Here is a 21,709-nt window from a genome sequence, read left to right as displayed (position 1 = left end):
AACACCCTGTAATGCAACCTGAGGTTTGTTCTGAACCGCTCTATCTGTTGGTTTACTTTCATATAAGGTGCATTCATGTTTGAAGCATGTGATCTTTATCCGCGCTGACGCGCCGCATGACGTTCAGCAATACGAGCCGTGATTATTCCATGACTTTCATCAATTTCTTCCGGTGTACAAGCGGCTTTCAGCTCATATACTTTCACCGGCGAACGATCAATAATATCCAAAAATGAATCAAAAAAGGTCATGTCTTTACTATGAATATATGGACACCAATGATCTGCCAACCCTACGGTTTCATGAATATGCACGCCAACCACGTGATCAATCAACGCGTTAGCCTCGCGTACATTATCGTACAGCCCCATTCGATCCATCATCATACCGTGACCAATATCGTACCAAAGACCAAGCGGCGCGCCCTTCATTTGCCCAATAATCGCCCCTGCTTCGTGCAAAGTCGGCATCTGATAACAGCGTGAACGGGTCTCAATACCGAAACTCACCCCGTATCCTCGCTGCTCAGACAAGTCACATACCTCTTCCAGACTCTCCTGAATCCGGCTCAGGTAATGTGCGCTGCCATCTTGCCGCTTCTTCAGCATCTCTTGCCATAAAGATTGATATGCCGGTGAATCCGGTCCTTGATCATGGTATATCTTTTTCAATGCTTCATCTATATTGTATTCAAACGGGATCTCACCGGGATGTACAACAACAGCCTTGGCGCCATAACGATGTGCGTACTCGGCTGAGCGAAGTAACAGTTCAATCGCTCGTTTACGGCGCGGCTCATCATCGAATCCGAGCAGGACGGAATCCGTCCCATAATCCGGATCAGCCACATGCGGGAATGTGTTATGCACACTGGATACACCGATCTCTCCTCGTTCAATCATCGGTTCTATCGTCTGCAGCATCTCTTCCGTAACGTTATAATTCAGCTCCACCTGTCTGAATCCAAGAGACTTGATCTCCTCGATCATGCCTTGTCCGGTCGTATGACGTTTGATATTCCAACATGTTGAAAACGAATATTCCTGTTTGTCCGTATACATCATTGATCCTCCTGTCTCTCATTTCATCCCTATTCATATTCCATTTATCTCTATCTATTCATTCCTCTGTCCATTGTCTTCACGGAGGGTCAATTCAAATCTCATCTGGTTAGCAGTCTGCCCAGGCACATAACGATAGATGATCTCCGCATGATTCACATACATTAATACGGATGGTTCAGGGGCTTCAGCCTTCACGGTACACGTAAGCCCAGGGAACTGCCATAACGCTGATGTAATATCCTGCTGACGAAGGGATGGCCCTCTGATTTCAAAATAAACGTCGATTTCTTCCTCTGTATCCAATGCGACATCAATGGTTAACGAATCTGGCGTGAGATCCGCATCAAACGTCAATCCCCGCAGATGACTGTTCCACCCCTCGCCTACCTCACGGCGGATCAAACGGAGATAATAACGCTCCCCCGTTTCTGTCTGCCAGTGAATCGTGGCTGGATGCATTTGTCCATTCGTATTCACACTTCCCAACATGGCACCGATCATCCGGTCCTCACCAATCCAGGCTTTGGCCGTACATAGATTCCGATTGGACGTTGGATCATTGCGCTCACACAGTTCCATGAACTGTTTCTGCACAAGCCGATCCGCTTGATGAGTCCTGAAATACGGCACGGCTTCTGCGGGCACATCGACCCCAAGGAGCGCAATCAGTGGATCATGACCTGACTCACAGTTGATTCCTGCCAGATATTCATACCCTTCACCAAGCAAAAGATAGATAAATACACCGATCGAACTATGCTCTCGCATCTCCATGTCGTACGCCCGAGAGAATGGGCCGGAGAGATTCTCCAGGTTGGCATTGTAATATAGCGCAATGTTATTCCACAGCCCGTGTTCGATCCGGTGTCCAATTTCAACTAAACGTTGGGTGAGTCCGTACTTTCGATACATGCCAAGCACGGACAGATCCACCCCGTAATACGTTGTCGTATTAAATTCCGCGAATGTACCGTTGTATTGTTCAAACTCCATCATCAATCCCTCTGCCTGTTCATCCGAATGCTGAATCCATTCTGTTCGGTTCAAGCGATGGCCATAATAGTGGGTGATGAAAATATGCATCAACTCAATATTCGTGTTCATTGGAATTACGTCGGATAACCTCCGTTCTATTGACCCTTGAACAGCCAGTTCCATCGCATGGTCCATCCGTTTCATGAGTGTCTCCGGCATAAGTTCGGCGAATTCGGCAGTTACGACCACACAGACACAAGCGATAAACTCGCGCCAGTTGGGATCATAACTGATCCAGACCGGTGGCAGGACCTGATTCACTGCCGAATGAAACAGGCGTTTCAGTTGTTTGGAATCTGCCGTCTCTGTAAGCAGAGATCCATCTTCCTGTAGTTTATGGATAAACTGCGCAGACACCTTCTCAAAGGTGCGTTCCAGGAAATAGGCCGTGCCTGGCGCAAAAGATTTCCAAGCATAGTGACCCGCTGGTGGATGCGCATCATTTGGCCGGGTCGCGAAGGTTCCGTGATAGATTTCATCCGGAGCGTCATATTGAACATCGAGCACCTTGTGGAACACCCGTATCGCGCGTTCCACATCACCAGGCTCATTTCGAATCAACAACCCTAGCGCATAATGTGCGCTGGCTCGTGTGCTGTGCTGCGATGAATCCTCCTCTTCAAAACTCCGAAGCAGATCCAATTCCTTGTCATAGAAGCTATCCATCATCAACATGGACTGATTTACAAGGTACTGCTGCTCTTTTGACATCTTCTCTACCATTCGTTGTGTCATGTCATACGCCCTCCCGAGACTATAGGTGCGTGTTCAAAAAGATCAGTTTTCAGTACCAAGAAGATGGAATTAAGCTAGAAATGGAGTAGCGGAGCGTAGGACAACTACGTGAGCAACTACAATGTTTCCAAAGGAAACATACTTCGTAAGCCTACCGCTTATTTCGGCTGAATTTCATATTCGATGCTGATGATGCCACTAGGCATCATTCGTAATCAAAAGTGAACTTTTTGAACAACCTCTATTAACCTTTTACAGCACCTACCATTACGCCACTTATAAAGTACCGCTGCAACCATGGATACACCAGAAGGATCGGTAACGTGGAGAATATAACACTGGCTGCTTTCAGACTCTCAGGCAAGACTTGAACAGCACCAATACCTTCGTTCTGCATCAGTTCTGTAATCTGGTTTTGCTGAATCATCTGATACAATTTCAATTGCAAAGGGTATAGTTCAGGCTTCGTAATATACATGAGTGCATCCTGGAAACCATTCCAGCGTCCTACAGCGTAGAATAGGCTCAGTGTTGCCATAACCGGAAGAGAGAGTGGCAAAATAATGCGCATAAGTGTTCCGAAGTGACTGCTTCCATCAATGCCCGCCGCTTCTTCCAGACTTTCGGGAATACCTCGGAAGAAGGTAATGAGAATGATCATATAGAACGGACTAATCAATCCAGGCAGAATAAGCCCCCATGTGCTGTCGAGCAGATGAAGATTTTTGATCAGAATGTACTCGGGAATAATACCTCCACTGAAGAACATCGTCACCACAATGACAAGCATAAACCACTTGCGCCCTTTCAGATTACTCTTCGCCAGTGGATAAGCAGTTGCAATGGTCATCGCCATGCTTAGCACCGTACTGAGGACGGTCAGCCAAACGGTATAGATGAGGGAGCGAATCATCGATCCATCTGCAAATACTTTGGTATATGCCTCAAAGGATAACTCTTTGGGGAAAAAGGAAACTTCTCCTGAACCGATCGCCCGGTTCGAGCTGAGCGAGATCGCAATAATATGAATGAATGGTGCAAGACACAGCACCATCGTAATGATAATAAGAATGACGTTTACCGTGTTGAATATTCGATTCGCCGTGTTTTCAGACATCCCACTCACTCCTTACAGATCATATGTGAATCAAATCCACTACATAATGCTCTCATCGGTCAATTTCTTGGACGTATAGTTTGCTCCGAGTATGAAGACAAGTCCAACTAAGGCCTGGAACAAACCTACTGCTGTTGCGAGCGTGACCTGACCAGATTGTAAACCGACACGATAGACAAACGTGCTAAGCACATCCGAGTATTCACGTACAGCCACATTTCCGATAATAAACGGTCGGTCAAAGCCGATGGAGATCATGTTGCCGACATTGATGATCAATAAGGTAACAATCGTCGTTTTGATACCGGGCAAGGAAATGTGCCAGATTCTGCGCAGCCGACTTGCTCCATCCACTTCTGCCGCTTCGTACAGTTCCCGGTTAATGCCTGTCAGGGATGCCAGATACAGAATCGTACCCCAGCCTGCACTCTGCCACACGCCTACCGCAAGATACGTGAAGAGCCAATAGTTTTTGTCTGAAAGGAATGGCAATGGATCAAATCCCATGCTCATCAAGATATTGTTGATGAAACCCGATTGTGTACCGAATACTTGGAGTAGGATCCCTCCAATAATAACCCACGAAATAAAGTGAGGAATGTACAGTAAAGTCTGTGCCAACTTTTTGAACCAGGCCTTTTTCAGCTCGAATAATAAGATGGCCAGTATAAGCGGCGCCGGGAAGGAAACCAATAAATCCAGCATGTTTAGTACCAACGTGTTGCGTAATGCAGTGTAGAACCCCTGATTTTGAAACACTTCTCTGAATGCATCCAAGCCAATCCACTCACTACCAGAGATCCCTTGAAAGAAGTTAAAATCCTTGAACGCAATCTGCACGCCATACATTGGCCCATACTTGAAAATAATGAAGTAGATCATGGGCAGTAGGAGCAACGCATATAGTTGCCAGTTTCTGCGGAAATAGATGCTTGTTTTCATAAACCTTCCCCCCATGTCATTCAGGATTCTTCATCAAGGCGATGTTGCCATCGCCCTAATGAAATCCCTGTTCTTTGTTGTCATACACATTGGATGTGTTCTCTACTCTGCTTATTTCATCGCTTTGTAAGCTTCTGTACGTTCATCCAGGATTGCTTGACCACCGCTCGCCATGTAATCCTTCATCATGCTGTCATACGTCGCTTCAAAGTCAGCAGGTTTGGAGATGGTTGTTTTCACGAAGAACTCCATAAACTTGTCTTTCAGGCCGTTACCGTAGCGCGCTTCTGCATCAATCGGTTTGGAGAAGCGTACCGGTTGAATCGTGTCCGTGTTGGAAATGGCTACCGACTTGCGCATATCATCCCGATACTTCGATTCTACCTGTACGACATAAGCCTCTTCATTTTTCTTGTCATCCCCAACGTATTTACCATTGACGATAATGGCAATGTCACCGGAATTATAGATACGACCTGCGATTTCAGGAGAAGCATCATCTTTGATCAGTGGTACCCCATCCACAAGTTCGTAGTTCTCGTTTTCAACACCGAATTGCAGGTCGAACAAGTTGTTGCCTGAAGCCATCCAATCCAGATACTTCATCGCTGCTTCCGCATTTTTGCTCGATTTCGGAATCATGACATACATCGCATTGGGTGCATATGCCGGTTTGGCAAATTTGCCTTCGGAGTTTTTGAATGCATCAATTGGTGTGATCACTGCACCAGGTTGATTGGTTTGCAGGTTTTTGTACGTACCGGAGATATAAATCTCCCCGGCATCCTCGGTGTAGAATCCAACTTTGCCGTTAGATATGTCTTCCCACAGCTTTTTCTTGTCTTTGTCGAGTCCAAAGTCCTTGCTCATTAATCCTTCATTATACAGTGTGTTCATATATTTCAGGGCTTCCTTGAAACCAGGCAACAACGTTGGATAGTCATTGGAACCCAGTTGTTGCGTTAATGTATATTTCTGTTCTTCCGTCAGCGGTTCAATGAATGACCAGATCAGTGGTTCATATTGAGCCGAGGCAATGGACATCCCCATCGGGATAAGTCCTGTGCCAACCTTACCCGGATCTTTTTCCTTAAAGGCCTTCAGTGTGGTATGCAGCTCCTCAGCTGTCTCAGGTGAAGGCAATCCGAGTGCGTCCAGCCAATCCTGACGAACATAAGATGCGTACTTGCCAAGTACAAGACGTTTACCTGGAACCGCAAACTGTTGACCATCGTATTGACCGTAGGCCAACGTTTCATCTCCGAGGAACTTCTTCAGGTTAGGACCACTTTGATTGATCAGATCCGTAAGCTCGGTCAGACCTCCTTGCTCTGCATACCGGTTGAATGTTCCCGAATCGTAGGTGAAGACAATATCAGGAACTTCAGAGCCACTCGCCATCAGAACGTTAAGTTTCTGTACTTCCTCCGAGCGTGGTACGGGAACAAACTGAACATCGATGTTGTTTGGATCACCAAACTTCTCTTGAATGAAGCGAGTCAGATAACTGTCCGAAATGGTGTAGCCCGCCGGAGTGTTTCCCCGATCGAAGATTTCCACTTTCAAAGTCGTTTTTTCCCCCGAACCCGACTCTCCTGATGAAGATGTTGATTCGCTTCCTGATGAACATGCAGATAATAATAGAGTGAATGCTGTTACCACTGCGAGGATTAAACTTGCCTTGCCTGCCTTACGTCTTTGAAATAATCTCATTTGACCTTTCCCCTTTCGCACACTCTCTGAATGGATTCACATGATTGCCACTCCACTTTGTTCATCCCATTTTGTTGCACCTGTGAATGTCACTAATCATTACATAAGATCTGATATTTAGACAATAAACTATTTTCAAAATGTGAAATTCACGTTTTTTAAGTTAAATACCGCGAAATATAAACATATTTCCTGACAATATACAATTTTCACACCTTATATGTTAACTATAATAACATATTGTGTTGTATTCATTTTGGTTTCTCATAGACAATCTGGAATCACCCAGCTTGCAATAATCTTTTTTCCATTAATCTCTCTTCAAAAAATGAAAAAGAGACCACATCTTATGTGATCTCCTTGTTTAGCAACACGTGTAGAACGATTCGACGCACTAATTCCTTGGCGGAAGATTAAACTTCATTTGACCAAACAACGTATCGATGGCATTTCCCGCAAATTGATCCATCACATGTTCGTTGCTTGTGTCCGTATGTTCCAAAATCAATACATTATACTTCTCATCATAATGCATTCCGCCCAAAATAAATCGTACAGGAATGCTCTGAGCCGCCCCTGCCTTCGAAATGACCTGAATAAGTTCGGATTCATGCCTTTGTTGACTTGTCGTATAGGTACCAACAGGTATAGTTATCGTATATGACGAGTCATCTACATGAAATGTAAATGTGTTGTTGTTTGCTGTAATGGTAACCCTTTTACTGATATCTACTGATCCCCATACTTGCTGTCCGTATTTGTACATCATCTTCACTCCTGCCCTATTAATCTATGGATTGTCATAATGCTAGTATAGGACATTCGTAAAATTCCTTAACAACATACCAGTTACACTGGCCTAAGATTGTGGTTGAACATCAAAAAAATCTCCTGCAAAGGACGATAAGGTACGAACCTTATTCCCTCATACAGGAGATTTCATAGATATCTCTAAGATGATTGGATTTCACCCGCTAACGGGTGTTCTAACACGACCAATATCATTATTGATCCCCTTGTTTTCCACTCTGCTTGCGGTAGTCCCCTGGTGTCACGCCCATAATCCGTTTAAATACTCTGCCGAAGGAGATGGCATTGGCATAACCCACTTGCAGAGCAATATCCTGAACAGCCATATCGGATGCAGACAACAGACGACAGGCCTTTTCGACCCTCAGTTTCACCAGAAAATCAACAAACTTCATCTCAAACTCTTCCTTAAACAGATAACTCGCATATTTGCCCGAGATCTGGAACCGATCACTCAGATGTTTCAGCGAAAGATCCGGATCATCAAAATGCTCTTCAATATAAATCCGCAGCTCGTTGATCATCGCGCGATGACTTTTCGTTTCATTTACAGATACATAATTGCGATAAACCTCTTTAAGCCACTCCTGCAAAATTTCTTGAATCCCCTCCAGTGTCTCCACCTGCTGGATATCACTACGAAGACGAGTCAGAATTCCCTCGGCAAATTGGCTTTGCAACCGCTCAGACAGCTCCCCGAATTCACGGGACAACATCTGGATTAACGCCTGCAGCAACATGCGAATATCGTTATCTGTAATCTGATCTTCGCTGAACGCAACAAACATCTGATCCAGTTGAATCCGCCAACCATCACCGGTTAGTCTGAATTCACGGACAAAGTCTGCGAGCATCTGTAAATACTTGTACGATTTCAGCTCAATACGATCCGGTAGTTGCTCACTGAGAACGATGGCATCTTTACCAAGAGTAAGTCTATGCTGCAAACCCGCATCTGCACTCGCATAGGATCGAGTGATCTCCTCCCAGCCCGATACGGTTCGTCCAATGCCAAAGGTAAACCGGAGTCGGAAGTGTTCCGCAATCCACATATGCATCTGCTTAGCCAGATCCATAAGCAATTCACGGTCCAGTCCTTCCTGCTCATCCGATGCAATCACCACAATAAGCCTGCGGTTCCCAAACCATTCAGCCCAACCGCCGAACTGGGTCTCATTCTGCACAAGTTCTTCCACTACGTTCATGAGCGCAATCTTCAGAATATTCTGATTGGTCGAGAGATCGTCACCATTCATCTCCGCAATGAGGACAGCAACACTCTTCGGTTCCATGAATCGTTCCTCTAGCGGTTGCAGATGGCGAAGTCGGTGACGGAATGAATCCATTCGCTCTCCTTCCATCAGATCAACAAGCAACTGTCTGCGATGAATCAGTAAGTTTTCATGATGTTGTTTCTCATAGTCAACCGTTTGAGCAATCAAATGTTCCAGCGCACGATCGATGAGTGCCAGTTCATCTTTGACGGATGGAGCTGCTTCATCCTCCTCGGCACGTGGCTGTAACGCCTGAATTCGATTCATGATCAGCTGAATGGGGCGTGTATTTCTGCGAGTAATGTAGATTAGTCCAGCCACCGCACCAACAATTGTTAATAAACCAATACCGATCCACACATAAGAGACAAGGGATACCCATGAATACAGTTGTCCGGATTGAATACCGCTCTCAAAGACCAGACCAAGTTTGTCCGCAGTCACACGATTAAGGATTTCGCCTGCTGAAGGGTCCATTTGATGCGCGGTATAGATCAGATTGTCGCTCTTATCCCGAACCTGAAGAACAGATAACTTTTCATTCGTCATGTTATCAATCTGCCGTTCTACTGCATACATGCGGATGGTAATGACGAGCAGACCTTCCCCGCCCCACGGTAACGGAAGCCACTTATTCATACTAATCACCTGTGAAGGTACGTCGAAGGAACGTTCCTTATAATCACGTGGCAGATTCCAACCGAGGTTCTCCCGATCTTTCAAGGCTTGCTCAATATAGGCACGATCTTCAAAATCTTCCAAACGCATCATGCCTCTCGGCGTAAGAATCTGGGAATCGGACATACGATAGAGATAAATGGATTGAATCATATCCTGCTGATCCAGCATACGTCCGAACCCACTTGCCGCATCATAGATGAACTGACTCGATAATTGTCCCCGTCCAGCTTCCAGAAAGCGACTATATGTTTTGTTTGCACCAATGTCTTCAAGTAACCGAAGTTCAATGTCGCTTAGCGAGCGCTCCAGTGTATCCACGATATAGCGGGTGGAGATCATGTCGGCTTTTTGTGTTTCGTTACGTGAGAGTTCGTTGACAATCAGGAAGGAGAGAAAGATTAGAATGGAAATCGTAAGCAGAAAAATAGGAAAATACGAATACATCAACTTGGTGTGCCAATTCCGCTTCAGATTTACTTTCATAGGCTCCAACTCCTTCCATCTCTATTCTAATGAGTATGCTCTTCTCTGTTCTTTGGCCTGCCTGCTGACGATATACAGAATCACTGATCCTAGTGCCGCACTGATCGTGCAAGCCAGATACATCAGTGATGGACCGCCGGAATCGAGTAAATATCCGTTAAGCATATTACCAACAATTCCGCCCAGCCCAGCAAACACCATGTTAAATAAACTTTGTCCCGTGGCCTGCATTTCCCGCCCCGTAACCGAAGCCACATATTCGACTGCTGCGATATAGAAGAATCCGAAGGACAACCCATGCAGCACCTGAACGCCAATCATGACCTCAGGTGTCGGCCATAGCCATTGTATTCCCCAACGTAACATATACGCCCCAGCTGCAAGCAGCATCGTCCGTTCATGTCCCCATTTTCGGAGTATGAATGCCGCTGCCAACATGGATGGAACATTAGTAATTGACGCCAGCAACAGTGCTGTACCCGTCATGGTCACCGAACCACCAGCCATTTGAAATGAAATAACAAAAAAGGAGTTAAACGCAGTGAGCGTTTGGTTAACCAGGAAACAACCTGTTAGAAATAGAAGGAATGTCCGGTTACGGAGCAATCTTGCCAAACCTACGGAGAAGGTTACCGAGGACGAGGATATGCTCGTCTGCCGGGGGAGTGTACTTGCCAGTATAGCGCTCAGAATGTTAAACAGGAGAAATGGCAGCCATAACATGTGAATGGAAAACTGGGAGAGATACATCCCTGCGGCAAATCCACCAACTCCCGTTCCTATGCTGCCGAAGAGTCGGATCATGCCATATGAGGTGTTCGCGGCTCTCGCGGCTGTAACCGCATAGGAGTCAGCCACGGGTATTTGAGTCACTTGGAATATAGTGCATAAAGTATAAATCAATATTAATATAAAGTACACTTGAATATTGTAGAAATACGCTAACGATGCAGGAACAAGCAGGCTTATCACCAGTACGAACCGTGTCTTTTTAAACTTATCTACCAGAATTCCCCATATAGGTTGAAGAATAATGGATACAAGTGTGCCAAACGCCATAATAAATCCGGTTTCTTTACTGGAAAACCCTTGTGTTACCAATATGGGATTAATGTACGGGTTAAACATCCCCCCGGCAAGCCCCATAAACAGATATAGGCCCTGCAATTGGAGTAAAACACGTTTTGCATCATTGGAATCGGCTTTTGTTTTCTCTGTGTAAGCCTTCATATGTCTACTTCTCATCCGGATCTCCATCCTTTAATTCTATAGTAGCTTGACCTATTCTCTATTGATATGTGTGCGCTAGACTCGACCTGATTGCAGCCAATGCCCCGATTGCTCCTGCTTTGTTCCCCAGTTCAGCTACAGCTAAAAGTGTAGGCAGAACGGTGTAACGTTGGAGGCGTGTGCGCACTTCATTTAGATAATAGGATGGGTTGGATGCAGCCACGCCACCACCGATCACTATAATGGAAGGATTGAGTAAAGCCGTAATATTCGCCAGACCTCTAGCCATATAACGCATGGGTAGTTCCAGAATCTCTAGGGCGGCAAGATCACCCGACTCGGCTGCTTTGAATACATGCCTGGCTTCAATCTGTTCCGCTTCCCCTCCTGCCAGACTCATGATCAGGGATAAGGAACTTCCCTTTCCAGCAGCAAAATAACGCCTCGCCTGTTCGGTAATTCCCGTACCTGAAGTCACTTGCTCAAATACGCCAAAGGAATCCGCATCCGCAACATAACCGGTATGAAGCCCTTCCTCTCCTGCAATGAAATGCCCAATCTCACCTGCTGCTCCATTCTGGCCGCTATAGAGCTGTCCATTCAGGATAAGAGCAGATCCAATGCCTGTTCCAACCGTGACCATTACACAGTGTTGATGTCCCTGTGCTGCCCCTTGATCATACTCTCCCATTGCGGCCATATTCACATCATTATCCAACATGATATTCCCTCTGTAATACTTCGCAATAACAGGGCGAATATCTAGCTCAGGCCACTGAAAAGCCGGAGCATTTCGCAGTATTCCCTCCTCTTGCAGAATCACACCAGGGAATCCCAAACCTGCACCGTTAAGTTGATCCAGACTGCATCCAACTTCGCGGCAGAATGTTTCCAATTCAGCGAATAACCATCGGAAGAACTCATCCGGCTGATCACTGGCAAGCGTAGGCAAGATTCGTTCATGAACTTCATTTCCAGCCTGTTGTGATGACAAGAGCATTAATGTTTTGGTGCCTCCAATGTCAATACCTGCAATCCAGCCGGATGGATCACCTCCAACCGTACCATCCTGATTGGAATGATAATTATTACTTACGTTTTTCACGGATTCTGTCATACCTTTTCCCTCCTCACATGTTGTATATCCAATGTCTTAATCCATGGCTTCCTGCTGAAGGTTCAGCATCGTTTGTTGTATGGCTACCTGCACTGCACCAGTAACAACAGCTTGCTCACCAAGCTTGGAACAGATTAACTGTGGTTGCACCGGGAATTGCTCAGAGATGATCTGCCTCAGTAAAGGCAATAACACATCACCGTTCCCTCCTATACCTCCGCCAAGCACAATGAGATCTGGGGCAAGCACAACGCTAATCTGCCGCAGAGCGGAAGCAATCTTCTGGCTGTATTGTTGTAGAATGTCTAACGCCTCTACTTCTCCACTGCGTGCAGCTTCAAATAACTTCTCGGGAGTCAGGTGTCTGTGAAGATCATCTGCACCCGAATCAGCAACCTCCAATAATAGTTCATCATGCTGATCTTGATAATCTTTCGCCAGTTGCATCAGACCATCAGCGGACAGCACTTCCTCCAGACGCCGGCCATCGTCCACCAGCATCTCTGCGATCTCTCCAGTTAAGCCGCCTAAACCTCGAAGCAATTGGCCATGTACCATGATGCCAGCACCCGTCCCTGTACCGATGGAGAAAAAAACAAACAAGGGATATTCTGCTGCTGCACCACTCCGATACTCCCCAAGCGCCGCAAGATTCACATCATTTTCCAGAATCACTTCACAGGGAAAAGCTCCTGACAACGACTCTAGAGAGAAAGCTTCTTCCAGACCCGATAAAGGGTCCACAATACGATGGATACGCCCTGATCCAGGCAGCACTACGCCTGGTATACCGAACCCGATGCACTGAATCTGATCCCAGTTCAGATGATTTTCATCAAGCAGTTCGTTCATATGGCTTCGAAGAAGCTCCGGCATCGTCGCTGTCGAATCTGTTCGCTTATGAGCTTCTTGGACAACCATGGGATGTGTCCGATAGGCGATGATCTCTCCATTCAGATCGGATAATGCAATCCGAATACGTGTTGCGCCGATATCTATGCCACAGACATAATAAGCCGTTTCATTGAAACGAATGAGCGTTGCTTTTCGACCCTGAGCGTTGTCAGCTGGCCCCATTTCCCTTACCAGATTACGGTTAATCAGATGTTCGACCGCCTGAGACACCGTTGGTTTACTAAGTCCTGTCTGACGGCTGATATCCGCTCTCGACATGGTTCCCTGAGTTATGAGGGCATCCATAATGAGATTTTCATTCAGATTGCGGATATACTGCGGTGTGCCAGCCATGTTATCGCCTCCTTTTATAGTTAGTTAGGTTTATTAACAAATTGATTAAATTCAATATATCATCGTGTTTGGTGGGTGTACAGCTTTTTGTCATTGCACTCTTTTAGTAGAAAGAACTACACCTCCATCTATAACACAAAAGCCTAATAAAGGGATTATTATACAATAATAGACGTTTATACATTTCCGAAACAGTGACACGCTCATAGAATACCTTATCACGATCAGGGAGGTTTTAATATGTATAGAAAACATCATAAGTGTCATCATCCAAGACCAAAGTGTTTTTACAAAAAAATTACGAAAACCTGTGTTACCAAAGTTAAATATGTCCCTACAAAGTGTAAAAAACATTGTCATGTCACTGTTGAATATTGTGAAGTCAAAAAAAGAAGACATTACTAATACTCTTTTGCCCTTCTCTTTGGAGAAGGGTTCTTTCTTATTGAACTAGATTAATACCGGATACCATTAACCTATCAAAAAAGTTGCGGTGATATTTCACCGCAACTCCTTTCTTCCTTATATACATATTCATCAAGTTTTGGAGAGTTCAATAAATCCTTCACCGAAAACATCACGCACATCATGAATGGTGATAAAAGCAATCTCATCTTCTGCTCGTACAATCTTCTTCAGCATAGAAACTTCCTGCTTGCTAATCACAATGTATAGAATTTCTTTCTTATTTTTTGTGTAATAGCCATGACCGGACAGGACGGTTACTCCGCGATCCATCTTCTCAATGACTTGCTTCGCGATTTCATCCTGTTTGGAAGAGATAATCATGACTGCTTTTTTCGGATTGAGCCCTTCAATAATGAACTCCATTGTTTTGGTTCCAACAAACAGCAAGACAATTGTACACATTAATCCTTGTGGTCCAATGATGAAATATGAGGAGAAAGCCACAATCAGATCAAAGAACAGAAGTCCATAACTGATATTCCAATCCAGATATTTGTTGGCAAGTCGGGCCAGGATCACTGTTCCCGCCGTTGTGCCTCCTACTCTAACAATCAAGCCAATACCCAGACCGGCAAATACTCCGGCAAAAATGGTATTGATCCAGAGTTCATCCGATGCAATCGTCCAACTCTCCGTCAGGTGCAGGAACAACGAGTTGAATACCACCGCAATAATCGTATATACCGTAGTCGTTTTGTCAAGAAACCGATATCCCACAATTAACAAAATGCCGTTCAGGATCAAGTTCATCAGTCCAGGGGACCATTCAAACAGGTAATACAAAATAATCGTGATACCTGTGACGCCGCCTTCAGCCAAATCGTTCGGTATGACAAACAGGTTCACCGCCAGTGCAAACAGAAATGCACCTGCCATAATAAATAGGATATCCGTAATTCGTTTCTTCATTATGCATTCCATCCAATCCATCAGAAATCAACCTAATCGACCCGTCTCATAAGTTGTCATAATCACTCAAGGATAGATTTTACCATGCTCACAACAAAATTTGTATACATAATACAAATTGTTGCGTAATTTGTGCAAAGGAATTAGTAAAACCTGCTCTTCTGTCTGCTGCAGAGCTATTGAGTATCATACACCCATGACAAATGTCATGGTCCGTCATTGATATTCGTCATTACAGAAGGCTGACGTTTATGACTTACTGTCATGTTCGGATTGTTTTACAATGATAAAAACGCTTCCTACAGGAAAGTCTAGCGGGAAACGCCAAGTTGTAGCTGATTACAGTTATAACGATCGAAGGAGGACACAATTTTATGAACAGATCAAAAGAAATGGCCTTAAAAAAAGAAGTTACCCCTTACGAAAAAAATGATCTCAGACTAAGTATCCGCCAGTTAATCAATACATTGCTCCCGCTCTTCTTGTTATGGGCTGCAGCTTACTTTAGCTTATCGGTTTCCTACTGGCTGACCTTCCCGATTGCCTTGGTGGCATCCGGATTTGTACTGCGGACCTTTATTATTTTCCATGACTGCTGTCATGGTTCATTCTTCAAGAGCAAACGCGCCAATGATATTCTCGGTACCATTACTGGTGTATTGACAGTTACACCCTATCAGCAGTGGAAAAACGAGCATTCTATCCATCACGCAACAAGCAGTAATCTTGACAAACGTGGTGTAGGTGATATCTGGGTTATGACGGTCGACGAATACAAAGCAGCTTCTCCTTGGGGTCGTCTCTTCTATCGGATTTATCGTAACCCGTTTGTATTGTTTTGTATCGGACCCATTTACGTGTTCCTGTTGGCTTATCGTTTTAACCGCAAAGGTGCTAGACGTAAAGAACGTATCAATACACACCTGACTACCGTATTGATCGTAGTGCTCTATGCATTCATGTCCTGGTTAGTCGGATGGCAGGCTTTTGTAATGGTGCAGGCACCTATCTTCTTCTTCTCCGGTTTCTTTGGTATCTGGTTGTTCTACGTCCAACATCAGTTCGAAGAGACGTATTTTGAACATGAAGATGAGTGGAGTTATGTAAAAGCAGCTGTTGAAGGCAGTTCTTATTACAAATTGCCAAAATTATTGCAATGGATCAGTGGTAATATCGGGTTTCACCATGTGCATCACTTGAGCCCACGTGTACCTAACTATTTCTTGGAAGAAGCACATAACGCAACACCACCTTTGCAAAAAGCAACTACTATTACACTACGTTCCAGTTTGGTTGCCCTGCGCTTCCGTCTGTGGGATGAAGATTCTAAACAGTTTATTAGCTTCAGACAGCTCAAAAACTTGTCCCGCAAGCCGTATGTTCAACCGCCTATCCGAGTAACCAATCCAGCGGGTCTGACAGAGAAGCCTTAACTCTGTCGGATTCGTTTTCTTGTGTTCAAGCTATAGTCATGCTACAGTCATGCTAAAGTTGAGTACAAGTGCAAGGAGGAGAATTACATTCAAAAGTGGATGCAAAATTTTTATAAAAAGACAGGATTGAATCTTTATGTGTGGCTCGCCTTTTTCATCCTGCCCTTCTATTTCATTTCACAATATTCCAAATTATGGACGTTGGTAACTGGCATCATCATCATCCTCGTTTTCTTCGTCTGTTATCTGCTCGCCTTCATCACCAAGGGCTGGCAGGTGTACATGTGGATTGGACTACTTATTGCCATATCCATTACGATGACTATTGCCTATGATTATGCCTATTTCTCATTGTTTCTTGCTTTTTTTATTGGGAATATTAAAAATAAAGCCGGTTTCTTCACCCTCTATTCGGTGAACCTGGGAGCCAGTTTCGTAACCATTAATTACGGTTTCATTAATCAGAGTTCTCTGCTCGTGAGCCAACTCCCGTTTGTATTCATCAGTTTGATGGCCTCCATTCTGCTTCCCATCAGTACGTATAACAAAAACAAAACTGAACATTTGGAAGGCCAATTGGAGAATGCGAACAAGCGACTTGATGATCTCGTAAAAATGGAAGAACGCCAGCGTATCGCTCGTGACCTGCACGATACACTTGGACAGAAGCTCTCTCTGATCGGTCTGAAAACCGATTTGGCGAGACGGCTGCTCCGCAATAATCCCGATCAGGCCGAGATCGAATTGAACGACCTCAGACAAACGGCAAGTACAGCTCTGAAGGAAGTCCGGGAAATGGTCACCACCATGCGTGGTACACAATTGGTCGATGAACTGTTCCGGGCGGAGCAGATTCTGAAGGCCGCTTCGATTGAATTTGTGCTGGAAGGTAATCCGAAATTACAGGATACGTCACAATTAAATGAAAATGTGCTCGGTATGTGCTTGAAAGAAGCTGTCACGAATGTCGTCAAACACAGTCAGGCAACAACCTGTACTATCATCATCAAAGAAACACTAGCGGATAATGTATTAACCGTTCAAGATAACGGTGTTGGAATAGAACGAACTCGCAAACAGGATCGGCGCGGAACAGGAATTTTGGGCATGAAGGAACGACTTGAATTTGTGAACGGTTGTCTGGATATTCGCTCTGCGGCAGACATCCCGGGTACAGCGATCATTATTCATGTTCCGAAACTCGTTCGCAAACCGATAAAGGAGGCAGAATCATGATTAGAATTGTAATCGCGGAAGATCAGCGCATGATGCTCGGCGCCTTGTCCTCCCTCCTCAATCTGGAGGAAGATATGGAAGTTGTCGGACGTGCCAGCAACGGCCAGGAAGCCCTTGCCCTTGTCCAGGAGCTTGCACCAGACATCTGTCTGATGGATATAGAAATGCCCGTGAAAAGCGGCCTTGAAGCCGCAGAAGAACTCAAAGGAATGAGCTGTAAGGTCATTATCCTGACCACTTTTGCCCGGACCGGATATTTCGAACGTGCCCTGAAGGGCGGTGTCCGTGGTTACCTGCTCAAAGACAGTCCAATTGAAGAACTTGCCGAGTCGATCCGCCAAGTTATGAATGGCAGACGCATCTTCGCTCCCGACTTGGTAGATGAAGCTTATGTAGAAGAAAACCCCCTGACAGAACGGGAGAATGCCGTACTAGGCCTCATGGCAGATGGGAAAAACACCAAGGAAATCGCCGGGCATCTGTTCATCACAACGGGCACGGTGCGTAACTACATCTCCATTATTCTCAACAAGTTAAATGCCAGTAACCGCATTGAGGCCATCACTCGCTCCAAGGAAAAAGGGTGGTTCAAATGAAAGCACCGCTTTAACCCATTGAAACAAAAATAAGCATGTACCCCGGCTGCATAAGCTGCGATAACATGCTCAAAATAAAAAGCTTGGCCCAGTAATTTCTTCCTGGGCAAGCTTTTTTTAGGTGTATCGTAACCATCCCACACTCATCTCTTCTACATTGCAGAATATCCGTAGAATACTCAAGATTTCACAGATACAACCATACCAAGAGCTTCTAATGGCACTTGATCGGTCTTAAGCTGATGAATTTGGTTACCGTCCTGCCATGAGATTGTTACATGAACAGACTGTCCACCACTTGGATATTCAACCTTGATGTACCCTTTATCTTTGGGTACAGGCAAGGTATTTGACTCCAGGTACTCCACCATTTTCTTCGCTATACCCGGATTATTCATTTCATCTTCGGATACCGAACGAATTTCCAGCGTCCATCTACCTTCTTGCCAAGTCAGATATTGACTGCCTGCGGCACCTTCACTCATACCTTTGATGCCATGTCCCAGATCCACAGCCATATCTGCTGGAATATCTTTCAGGTCCGTCTCAGGGAAAATTTCTGGCTGATTCGGGTCCTTATAGGTCTTCACTTCATAGGTAGCCAGTACAGGAATCTTACTGTCGGATGCCATTAAAGATTGATCATTAATGGCAACAGACTGAGTGGTAGCATAGAAGTTCACCTTAAATGCATCAGCAGTATTGGACAGTATTGCTGCACTCAAAGATGTATCCTTGTCCAATGTGAATGAAGTGGGTAACGCCTCATCCTTCATCTTCAACTGGTTGCGAACTTGCTTGATCACATCATTCACACCTGATTGACCAGTGGCAACTTGGTTGTCATTTGTCTTGGATCCAGATGTGTCTTCATTATCTGTTGTGCCCGTATTCTCTTTGGTTCCTGTTTCATTTTCATTAGAGAAATCAGCACCACCACTGCCGGTCTCGGTCTGCTCACCGACTGTTGTCGTTGATGAAGAACTATTCTCTGATGATGCTGCATTTGAATCCGGTCCGCCACATCCTGCCAGAGCAAGTAAAACGGCTGTCGTTACTGGAATCGTGATCCATAATGGTTGTTTCTTCATGATGTGTACCTCCTTCGTTGTAGCCAAGCTAAAAATTAAAAAGATTAACGCTTGTCGTTCCAGAAGTTAACCGGCTGCACTTTTTTGCTTAATACTTCAAAACGATACCCTTCTGCCTTCAAAGTTTTTAACACTTGCGGTAATACTTTCAGCGTTGCTTCCTGGTCGTGCATAAGCACAATAGGTGTTGTTCCGCTCTTTTGCACATTGTGGATCTGTTTCATTACACTGTTATAGACTTTCTGGTGATCTTTCTTGTATTTCCAGTCTTCCGAGTCGACATTCCAATCCCATAGATGGAATCCACCTTGGCCCAGCAGTACATTACGGAATGCCGATTTGAGATAAGGTTTACTACCATATGGCGTCCGCACGAGACTTGTTTTAACTCCGGCAACCTTGTTCAGACTTGCATTGGCCTGTTGCATCTCTTTCAATCCGCTATATGCAGATTTATAGAATTTGCCTGGAACGTGAGTCACACCATGCAGACCCAATCCATGCCCGTCAGCTACGATTCGTTTGGTAGCCTTCTGAAATTGCTCCATTTGAGGTCCCAGCATGAAAAACGTTGCCTTCGCATGATATTGGTCCAGAATATCCAGTAACTGACCCGTATGAGCGGTTGGCCCATCATCAAACGTCAGGTATATAATCTTTGAATTTTGTTTGCTTGCACCATCCTTGGATGCAGCTGATTTGGCAGATACCGACTGCGGCAATAATAGTGGAATGATTAGTAAAATAGCAAGTGTGACCATGATAGATTTACGAATATGTAGCATAATTAAAAGTCTCCCTTGTGTGTTATATTTCCCCGGGTGTCCATGTTTTTCTACCTTCATCCCTTGGCGATTAATCCTAATACTATCAAAGATAGTGGCTCCTGTTCTCGCTCCAAAGGCTACGGTAGAGTTACACTTTTGTCAGATAAACCTAAAATTTAATACGAATTTGATAGATTTGCGCAAAATAAGATCCCGTCAGGATAGATCAAATGTGACATATCCTCTATTACCCACATTCAGAATTTTGATAGACCTTTACTCCAATTCAAGCAAATCAATACAATCATTAAATATCTATGCATGCAAAAAAACCTGCACAAGTGCAGGCTTCTTTGTCTTCAATCAGCATATGGCATCAAACCATCATCCCTTGCAAGGAGATTGCCCCCATTGCTTTCAGGATCATTACCTCATGCTGTATGTAAATGGTGTTTTGACGCTGGAATCTTATCGAGTCCCTACGTGCATTTATTCAGCAGGAGCAGTGAACGAACGTTTGCCAAACTCGGCATCCAGCATGTAGAAGGCATTGCTGTCTTTTTCAATGCGGCGCAGTTTCTGAATAATATTGTCAAACAAAGCTTCCTCTTCAACCTGCTCATCAATGAACCATTTCAGGAAATACATCGTTGCATGTTCACGTTCATTCAGAGCGATGTCAGCCAGATTGTAGAATTTTTTCGTGTTTTGCTGTTCATGAGCATAACCATGCTCAAATACATCCAGCATTGAAGCATATTCATTCTTCGGTTCTGGCAAAGCCTCAAGTGTGGCACGTTGTCCACGATCATTCAGGAATTTGTATATTTTCATGCCATGGAATCGCTCCTCTTCCGCTTGCACGATGAAGAAGTTCGCAAATCCATCCAGACTTTTGCTGGAACAATAGGCTGCCATAGCCAGATATACATGAGCAGAATAAAACTCAAAGTTCATCTGTTCATTTAAAGATTCTGTTAACGTTTGGCTCATAATCAAAACACCTCTTTCTTTCTCTAGGGATGGTTATATTCTAACATAACGTCAGCAGGACTTACACCGATTTTCTACAAAATTCGCCAAGGACTGAACGTACAAAAAAGCTCTGCCGCAATGACAGAGCTTCTTTCATTCTTTAGAGATATGCAATTATACCAAGAACGCTTTGGAGATGATAACCAACAGGATGAACAGAACCAGAATGGCACCTACAGAAGTGAAACCTCCGTATCCGTAGCCTCTTGTTTCTCCACCTAATACTTCGCTCATTGACCGTACCTCCTCTGCAACAGGTATGGGTTATCTTATGCAGGAAGATCGACTTTGACAGGGCGGATGCCCTAATTATTCAGATTGCTGTTTTTTTCGTTCAGTACCGGGGAGATTGCACACGCATGATATCCAGAAAAGGCACCTTCGCTGTGAATTCTTCTTCGGTATACTCTACATGCACAAGTCGTGTACGGGAGTCCATTTTGACGATGACTCCTTGCACCTGGTCTTCCTTACCCCATACGGTCAACAGTACTTCCGAACGTTCCCGAAAAGCTTCAACTAGTTGATTTCCCAACTCTTCAAGTTCGAATTCATCCCGTGTAGGTCTTTTTGCTACTTTTGCTTTTGCCAATGTGGCTGCCTCCTCTACTCCGACGTCCCGATTCCACGGGTTGATTGCCGAGTTCATATTCAATTAGTATACCATTCATTTACGTTCGTGTAATCTCATGGCAACCAGAATTAGCAAATTCCTCAGGCAAGTT

The 21,709-nt window shown here is 44.7% G+C and carries 19 protein-coding genes; 3 read left to right on the top strand and 16 right to left on the bottom strand.

The window, feature by feature from the left end; genetic code table 11:
- Window positions 1-95: 95 nt before the first annotated feature.
- The 11 genes from ACETMN_RS13475 to ACETMN_RS13425 form a co-directional block, all read right to left on the bottom strand.
- Entirely contained in the window at window positions 96-1,061 is a 966-nt protein-coding gene (locus tag ACETMN_RS13475) for a sugar phosphate isomerase/epimerase family protein (RefSeq protein ID WP_091016836.1), read from the bottom strand.
- A 54-nt stretch (window positions 1,062-1,115) separates the two neighbouring features.
- Window positions 1,116-2,834, bottom strand: coding sequence for a hypothetical protein (locus ACETMN_RS13470; RefSeq protein WP_091016838.1), 1,719 nt, complete (start codon window positions 2,832-2,834; stop codon window positions 1,116-1,118).
- Window positions 2,835-3,078: 244 nt separating this feature from the next.
- A complete protein-coding gene (locus ACETMN_RS13465; RefSeq protein WP_091016840.1) occupies window positions 3,079-3,951 on the bottom strand; it encodes a carbohydrate ABC transporter permease in 873 nt (290 codons plus the stop codon).
- Between the two features lie 39 nt (window positions 3,952-3,990).
- The gene (locus ACETMN_RS13460; protein ID WP_091016842.1) at window positions 3,991-4,893 is read right to left on the bottom strand and encodes an ABC transporter permease; all 903 of its coding nucleotides are present in this window, start codon (window positions 4,891-4,893) and stop codon (window positions 3,991-3,993) included.
- 111 nt (window positions 4,894-5,004) lie between these two features.
- A complete protein-coding gene (locus tag ACETMN_RS13455) occupies window positions 5,005-6,606 on the bottom strand; it encodes an extracellular solute-binding protein (RefSeq protein ID WP_091016844.1) in 1,602 nt (533 codons plus the stop codon).
- A 394-nt stretch (window positions 6,607-7,000) separates the two neighbouring features.
- Window positions 7,001-7,372, bottom strand: a complete 372-nt coding sequence (locus ACETMN_RS13450) for a hypothetical protein (RefSeq protein WP_105598397.1) — start codon at window positions 7,370-7,372, stop codon at window positions 7,001-7,003.
- 238 nt (window positions 7,373-7,610) lie between these two features.
- Complete coding sequence (locus tag ACETMN_RS13445; protein WP_149846563.1) at window positions 7,611-9,854, bottom strand: helix-turn-helix domain-containing protein; 2,244 nt, start codon at window positions 9,852-9,854, stop codon at window positions 7,611-7,613.
- 21 nt (window positions 9,855-9,875) lie between these two features.
- Window positions 9,876-11,099 carry an MFS transporter gene (locus tag ACETMN_RS13440; RefSeq protein ID WP_223199933.1) on the bottom strand — a complete coding sequence of 408 codons (1,224 nt, stop codon included), beginning with the start codon at window positions 11,097-11,099 and terminating at the stop codon, window positions 9,876-9,878.
- 43 nt (window positions 11,100-11,142) lie between these two features.
- Window positions 11,143-12,201, bottom strand: coding sequence for an ROK family protein (locus tag ACETMN_RS13435; RefSeq protein WP_411736234.1), 1,059 nt, complete (start codon window positions 12,199-12,201; stop codon window positions 11,143-11,145).
- Window positions 12,202-12,237: 36 nt separating this feature from the next.
- Window positions 12,238-13,449: an ROK family transcriptional regulator gene (locus tag ACETMN_RS13430; RefSeq protein ID WP_411736233.1), complete on the bottom strand. Its 1,212-nt coding sequence runs from the start codon at window positions 13,447-13,449 to the stop codon at window positions 12,238-12,240.
- Between the two features lie 537 nt (window positions 13,450-13,986).
- Window positions 13,987-14,826 (bottom strand): YitT family protein, encoded by an 840-nt coding sequence (locus ACETMN_RS13425; RefSeq protein ID WP_062834072.1) that lies wholly within the window; start codon window positions 14,824-14,826, stop codon window positions 13,987-13,989.
- A gap of 374 nt (window positions 14,827-15,200) precedes the next feature.
- Between ACETMN_RS13425 and ACETMN_RS13420 the strand changes: the two genes are divergently transcribed.
- From ACETMN_RS13420 to ACETMN_RS13410, 3 genes are all read left to right on the top strand, one after another.
- Window positions 15,201-16,259 carry a fatty acid desaturase gene (locus ACETMN_RS13420; protein ID WP_091016855.1) on the top strand — a complete coding sequence of 353 codons (1,059 nt, stop codon included), beginning with the start codon at window positions 15,201-15,203 and terminating at the stop codon, window positions 16,257-16,259.
- An 87-nt stretch (window positions 16,260-16,346) separates the two neighbouring features.
- Window positions 16,347-17,495, top strand: a complete 1,149-nt coding sequence (locus ACETMN_RS13415) for a sensor histidine kinase (protein ID WP_105598392.1) — start codon at window positions 16,347-16,349, stop codon at window positions 17,493-17,495.
- Window positions 17,492-18,091 carry a response regulator transcription factor gene (locus ACETMN_RS13410; protein ID WP_036608692.1) on the top strand — a complete coding sequence of 200 codons (600 nt, stop codon included), beginning with the start codon at window positions 17,492-17,494 and terminating at the stop codon, window positions 18,089-18,091. The genes ACETMN_RS13415 and ACETMN_RS13410 overlap by 4 nt, the downstream gene beginning before the upstream one ends.
- Window positions 18,092-18,270: 179 nt before the next feature.
- Here ACETMN_RS13410 and ACETMN_RS13405 read toward each other — a convergent pair whose 3' ends face one another.
- The 5 genes from ACETMN_RS13405 to ACETMN_RS13385 all read right to left on the bottom strand — a co-directional run bounded on the left by ACETMN_RS13405 (window position 18,271) and on the right by ACETMN_RS13385 (window position 21,576).
- Window positions 18,271-19,182 carry a hypothetical protein gene (locus ACETMN_RS13405; protein WP_091016859.1) on the bottom strand — a complete coding sequence of 304 codons (912 nt, stop codon included), beginning with the start codon at window positions 19,180-19,182 and terminating at the stop codon, window positions 18,271-18,273.
- Window positions 19,183-19,226: 44 nt separating this feature from the next.
- On the bottom strand, window positions 19,227-19,967 hold the full coding sequence (locus ACETMN_RS13400; protein ID WP_091016861.1) for a polysaccharide deacetylase family protein: 741 nt from the start codon (window positions 19,965-19,967) through the stop codon (window positions 19,227-19,229).
- 471 nt (window positions 19,968-20,438) lie between these two features.
- Entirely contained in the window at window positions 20,439-20,942 is a 504-nt protein-coding gene (locus ACETMN_RS13395) for a ferritin (RefSeq protein ID WP_036608705.1), read from the bottom strand.
- 156 nt (window positions 20,943-21,098) lie between these two features.
- Window positions 21,099-21,218, bottom strand: coding sequence for a hypothetical protein (locus tag ACETMN_RS13390; RefSeq protein WP_017688846.1), 120 nt, complete (start codon window positions 21,216-21,218; stop codon window positions 21,099-21,101).
- A gap of 100 nt (window positions 21,219-21,318) precedes the next feature.
- Complete coding sequence (locus ACETMN_RS13385) at window positions 21,319-21,576, bottom strand: YolD-like family protein (RefSeq protein ID WP_036608707.1); 258 nt, start codon at window positions 21,574-21,576, stop codon at window positions 21,319-21,321.
- Window positions 21,577-21,709 lie beyond the last annotated feature (133 nt).

Source organism: Paenibacillus sp. M2, from assembly GCF_046713495.1.
Classification (GTDB): Bacteria; Bacillota; Bacilli; order Paenibacillales; family Paenibacillaceae; genus Paenibacillus; species Paenibacillus amylolyticus_B.
This window is presented reverse-complemented; position numbering and strand designations above follow the sequence as displayed.

Coding starts and splice junctions, on each gene's coding strand:
- ACETMN_RS13475 (WP_091016836.1), bottom strand. CDS start 1,061: ATGTATACGGACAAACAGGAATATTCGTTTTCAACATGTTGGAATATC.
- ACETMN_RS13470 (WP_091016838.1), bottom strand. CDS start 2,834: ATGACACAACGAATGGTAGAGAAGATGTCAAAAGAGCAGCAGTACCTT.
- ACETMN_RS13465 (WP_091016840.1), bottom strand. CDS start 3,951: ATGTCTGAAAACACGGCGAATCGAATATTCAACACGGTAAACGTCATT.
- ACETMN_RS13460 (WP_091016842.1), bottom strand. CDS start 4,893: ATGAAAACAAGCATCTATTTCCGCAGAAACTGGCAACTATATGCGTTG.
- ACETMN_RS13455 (WP_091016844.1), bottom strand. CDS start 6,606: ATGAGATTATTTCAAAGACGTAAGGCAGGCAAGGCAAGTTTAATCCTC.
- ACETMN_RS13450 (WP_105598397.1), bottom strand. CDS start 7,372: ATGTACAAATACGGACAGCAAGTATGGGGATCAGTAGATATCAGTAAA.
- ACETMN_RS13445 (WP_149846563.1), bottom strand. CDS start 9,854: ATGAAAGTAAATCTGAAGCGGAATTGGCACACCAAGTTGATGTATTCG.
- ACETMN_RS13440 (WP_223199933.1), bottom strand. CDS start 11,099: ATGAGAAGTAGACATATGAAGGCTTACACAGAGAAAACAAAAGCCGAT.
- ACETMN_RS13435 (WP_411736234.1), bottom strand. CDS start 12,201: ATGACAGAATCCGTGAAAAACGTAAGTAATAATTATCATTCCAATCAG.
- ACETMN_RS13430 (WP_411736233.1), bottom strand. CDS start 13,449: ATGGCTGGCACACCGCAGTATATCCGCAATCTGAATGAAAATCTCATT.
- ACETMN_RS13425 (WP_062834072.1), bottom strand. CDS start 14,826: ATGAAGAAACGAATTACGGATATCCTATTTATTATGGCAGGTGCATTT.
- ACETMN_RS13420 (WP_091016855.1), top strand. CDS start 15,201: ATGAACAGATCAAAAGAAATGGCCTTAAAAAAAGAAGTTACCCCTTAC.
- ACETMN_RS13410 (WP_036608692.1), top strand. CDS start 17,492: ATGATTAGAATTGTAATCGCGGAAGATCAGCGCATGATGCTCGGCGCC.
- ACETMN_RS13405 (WP_091016859.1), bottom strand. CDS start 19,182: ATGAAGAAACAACCATTATGGATCACGATTCCAGTAACGACAGCCGTT.
- ACETMN_RS13400 (WP_091016861.1), bottom strand. CDS start 19,967: ATGCTACATATTCGTAAATCTATCATGGTCACACTTGCTATTTTACTA.
- ACETMN_RS13395 (WP_036608705.1), bottom strand. CDS start 20,942: ATGAGCCAAACGTTAACAGAATCTTTAAATGAACAGATGAACTTTGAG.
- ACETMN_RS13390 (WP_017688846.1), bottom strand. CDS start 21,218: ATGAGCGAAGTATTAGGTGGAGAAACAAGAGGCTACGGATACGGAGGT.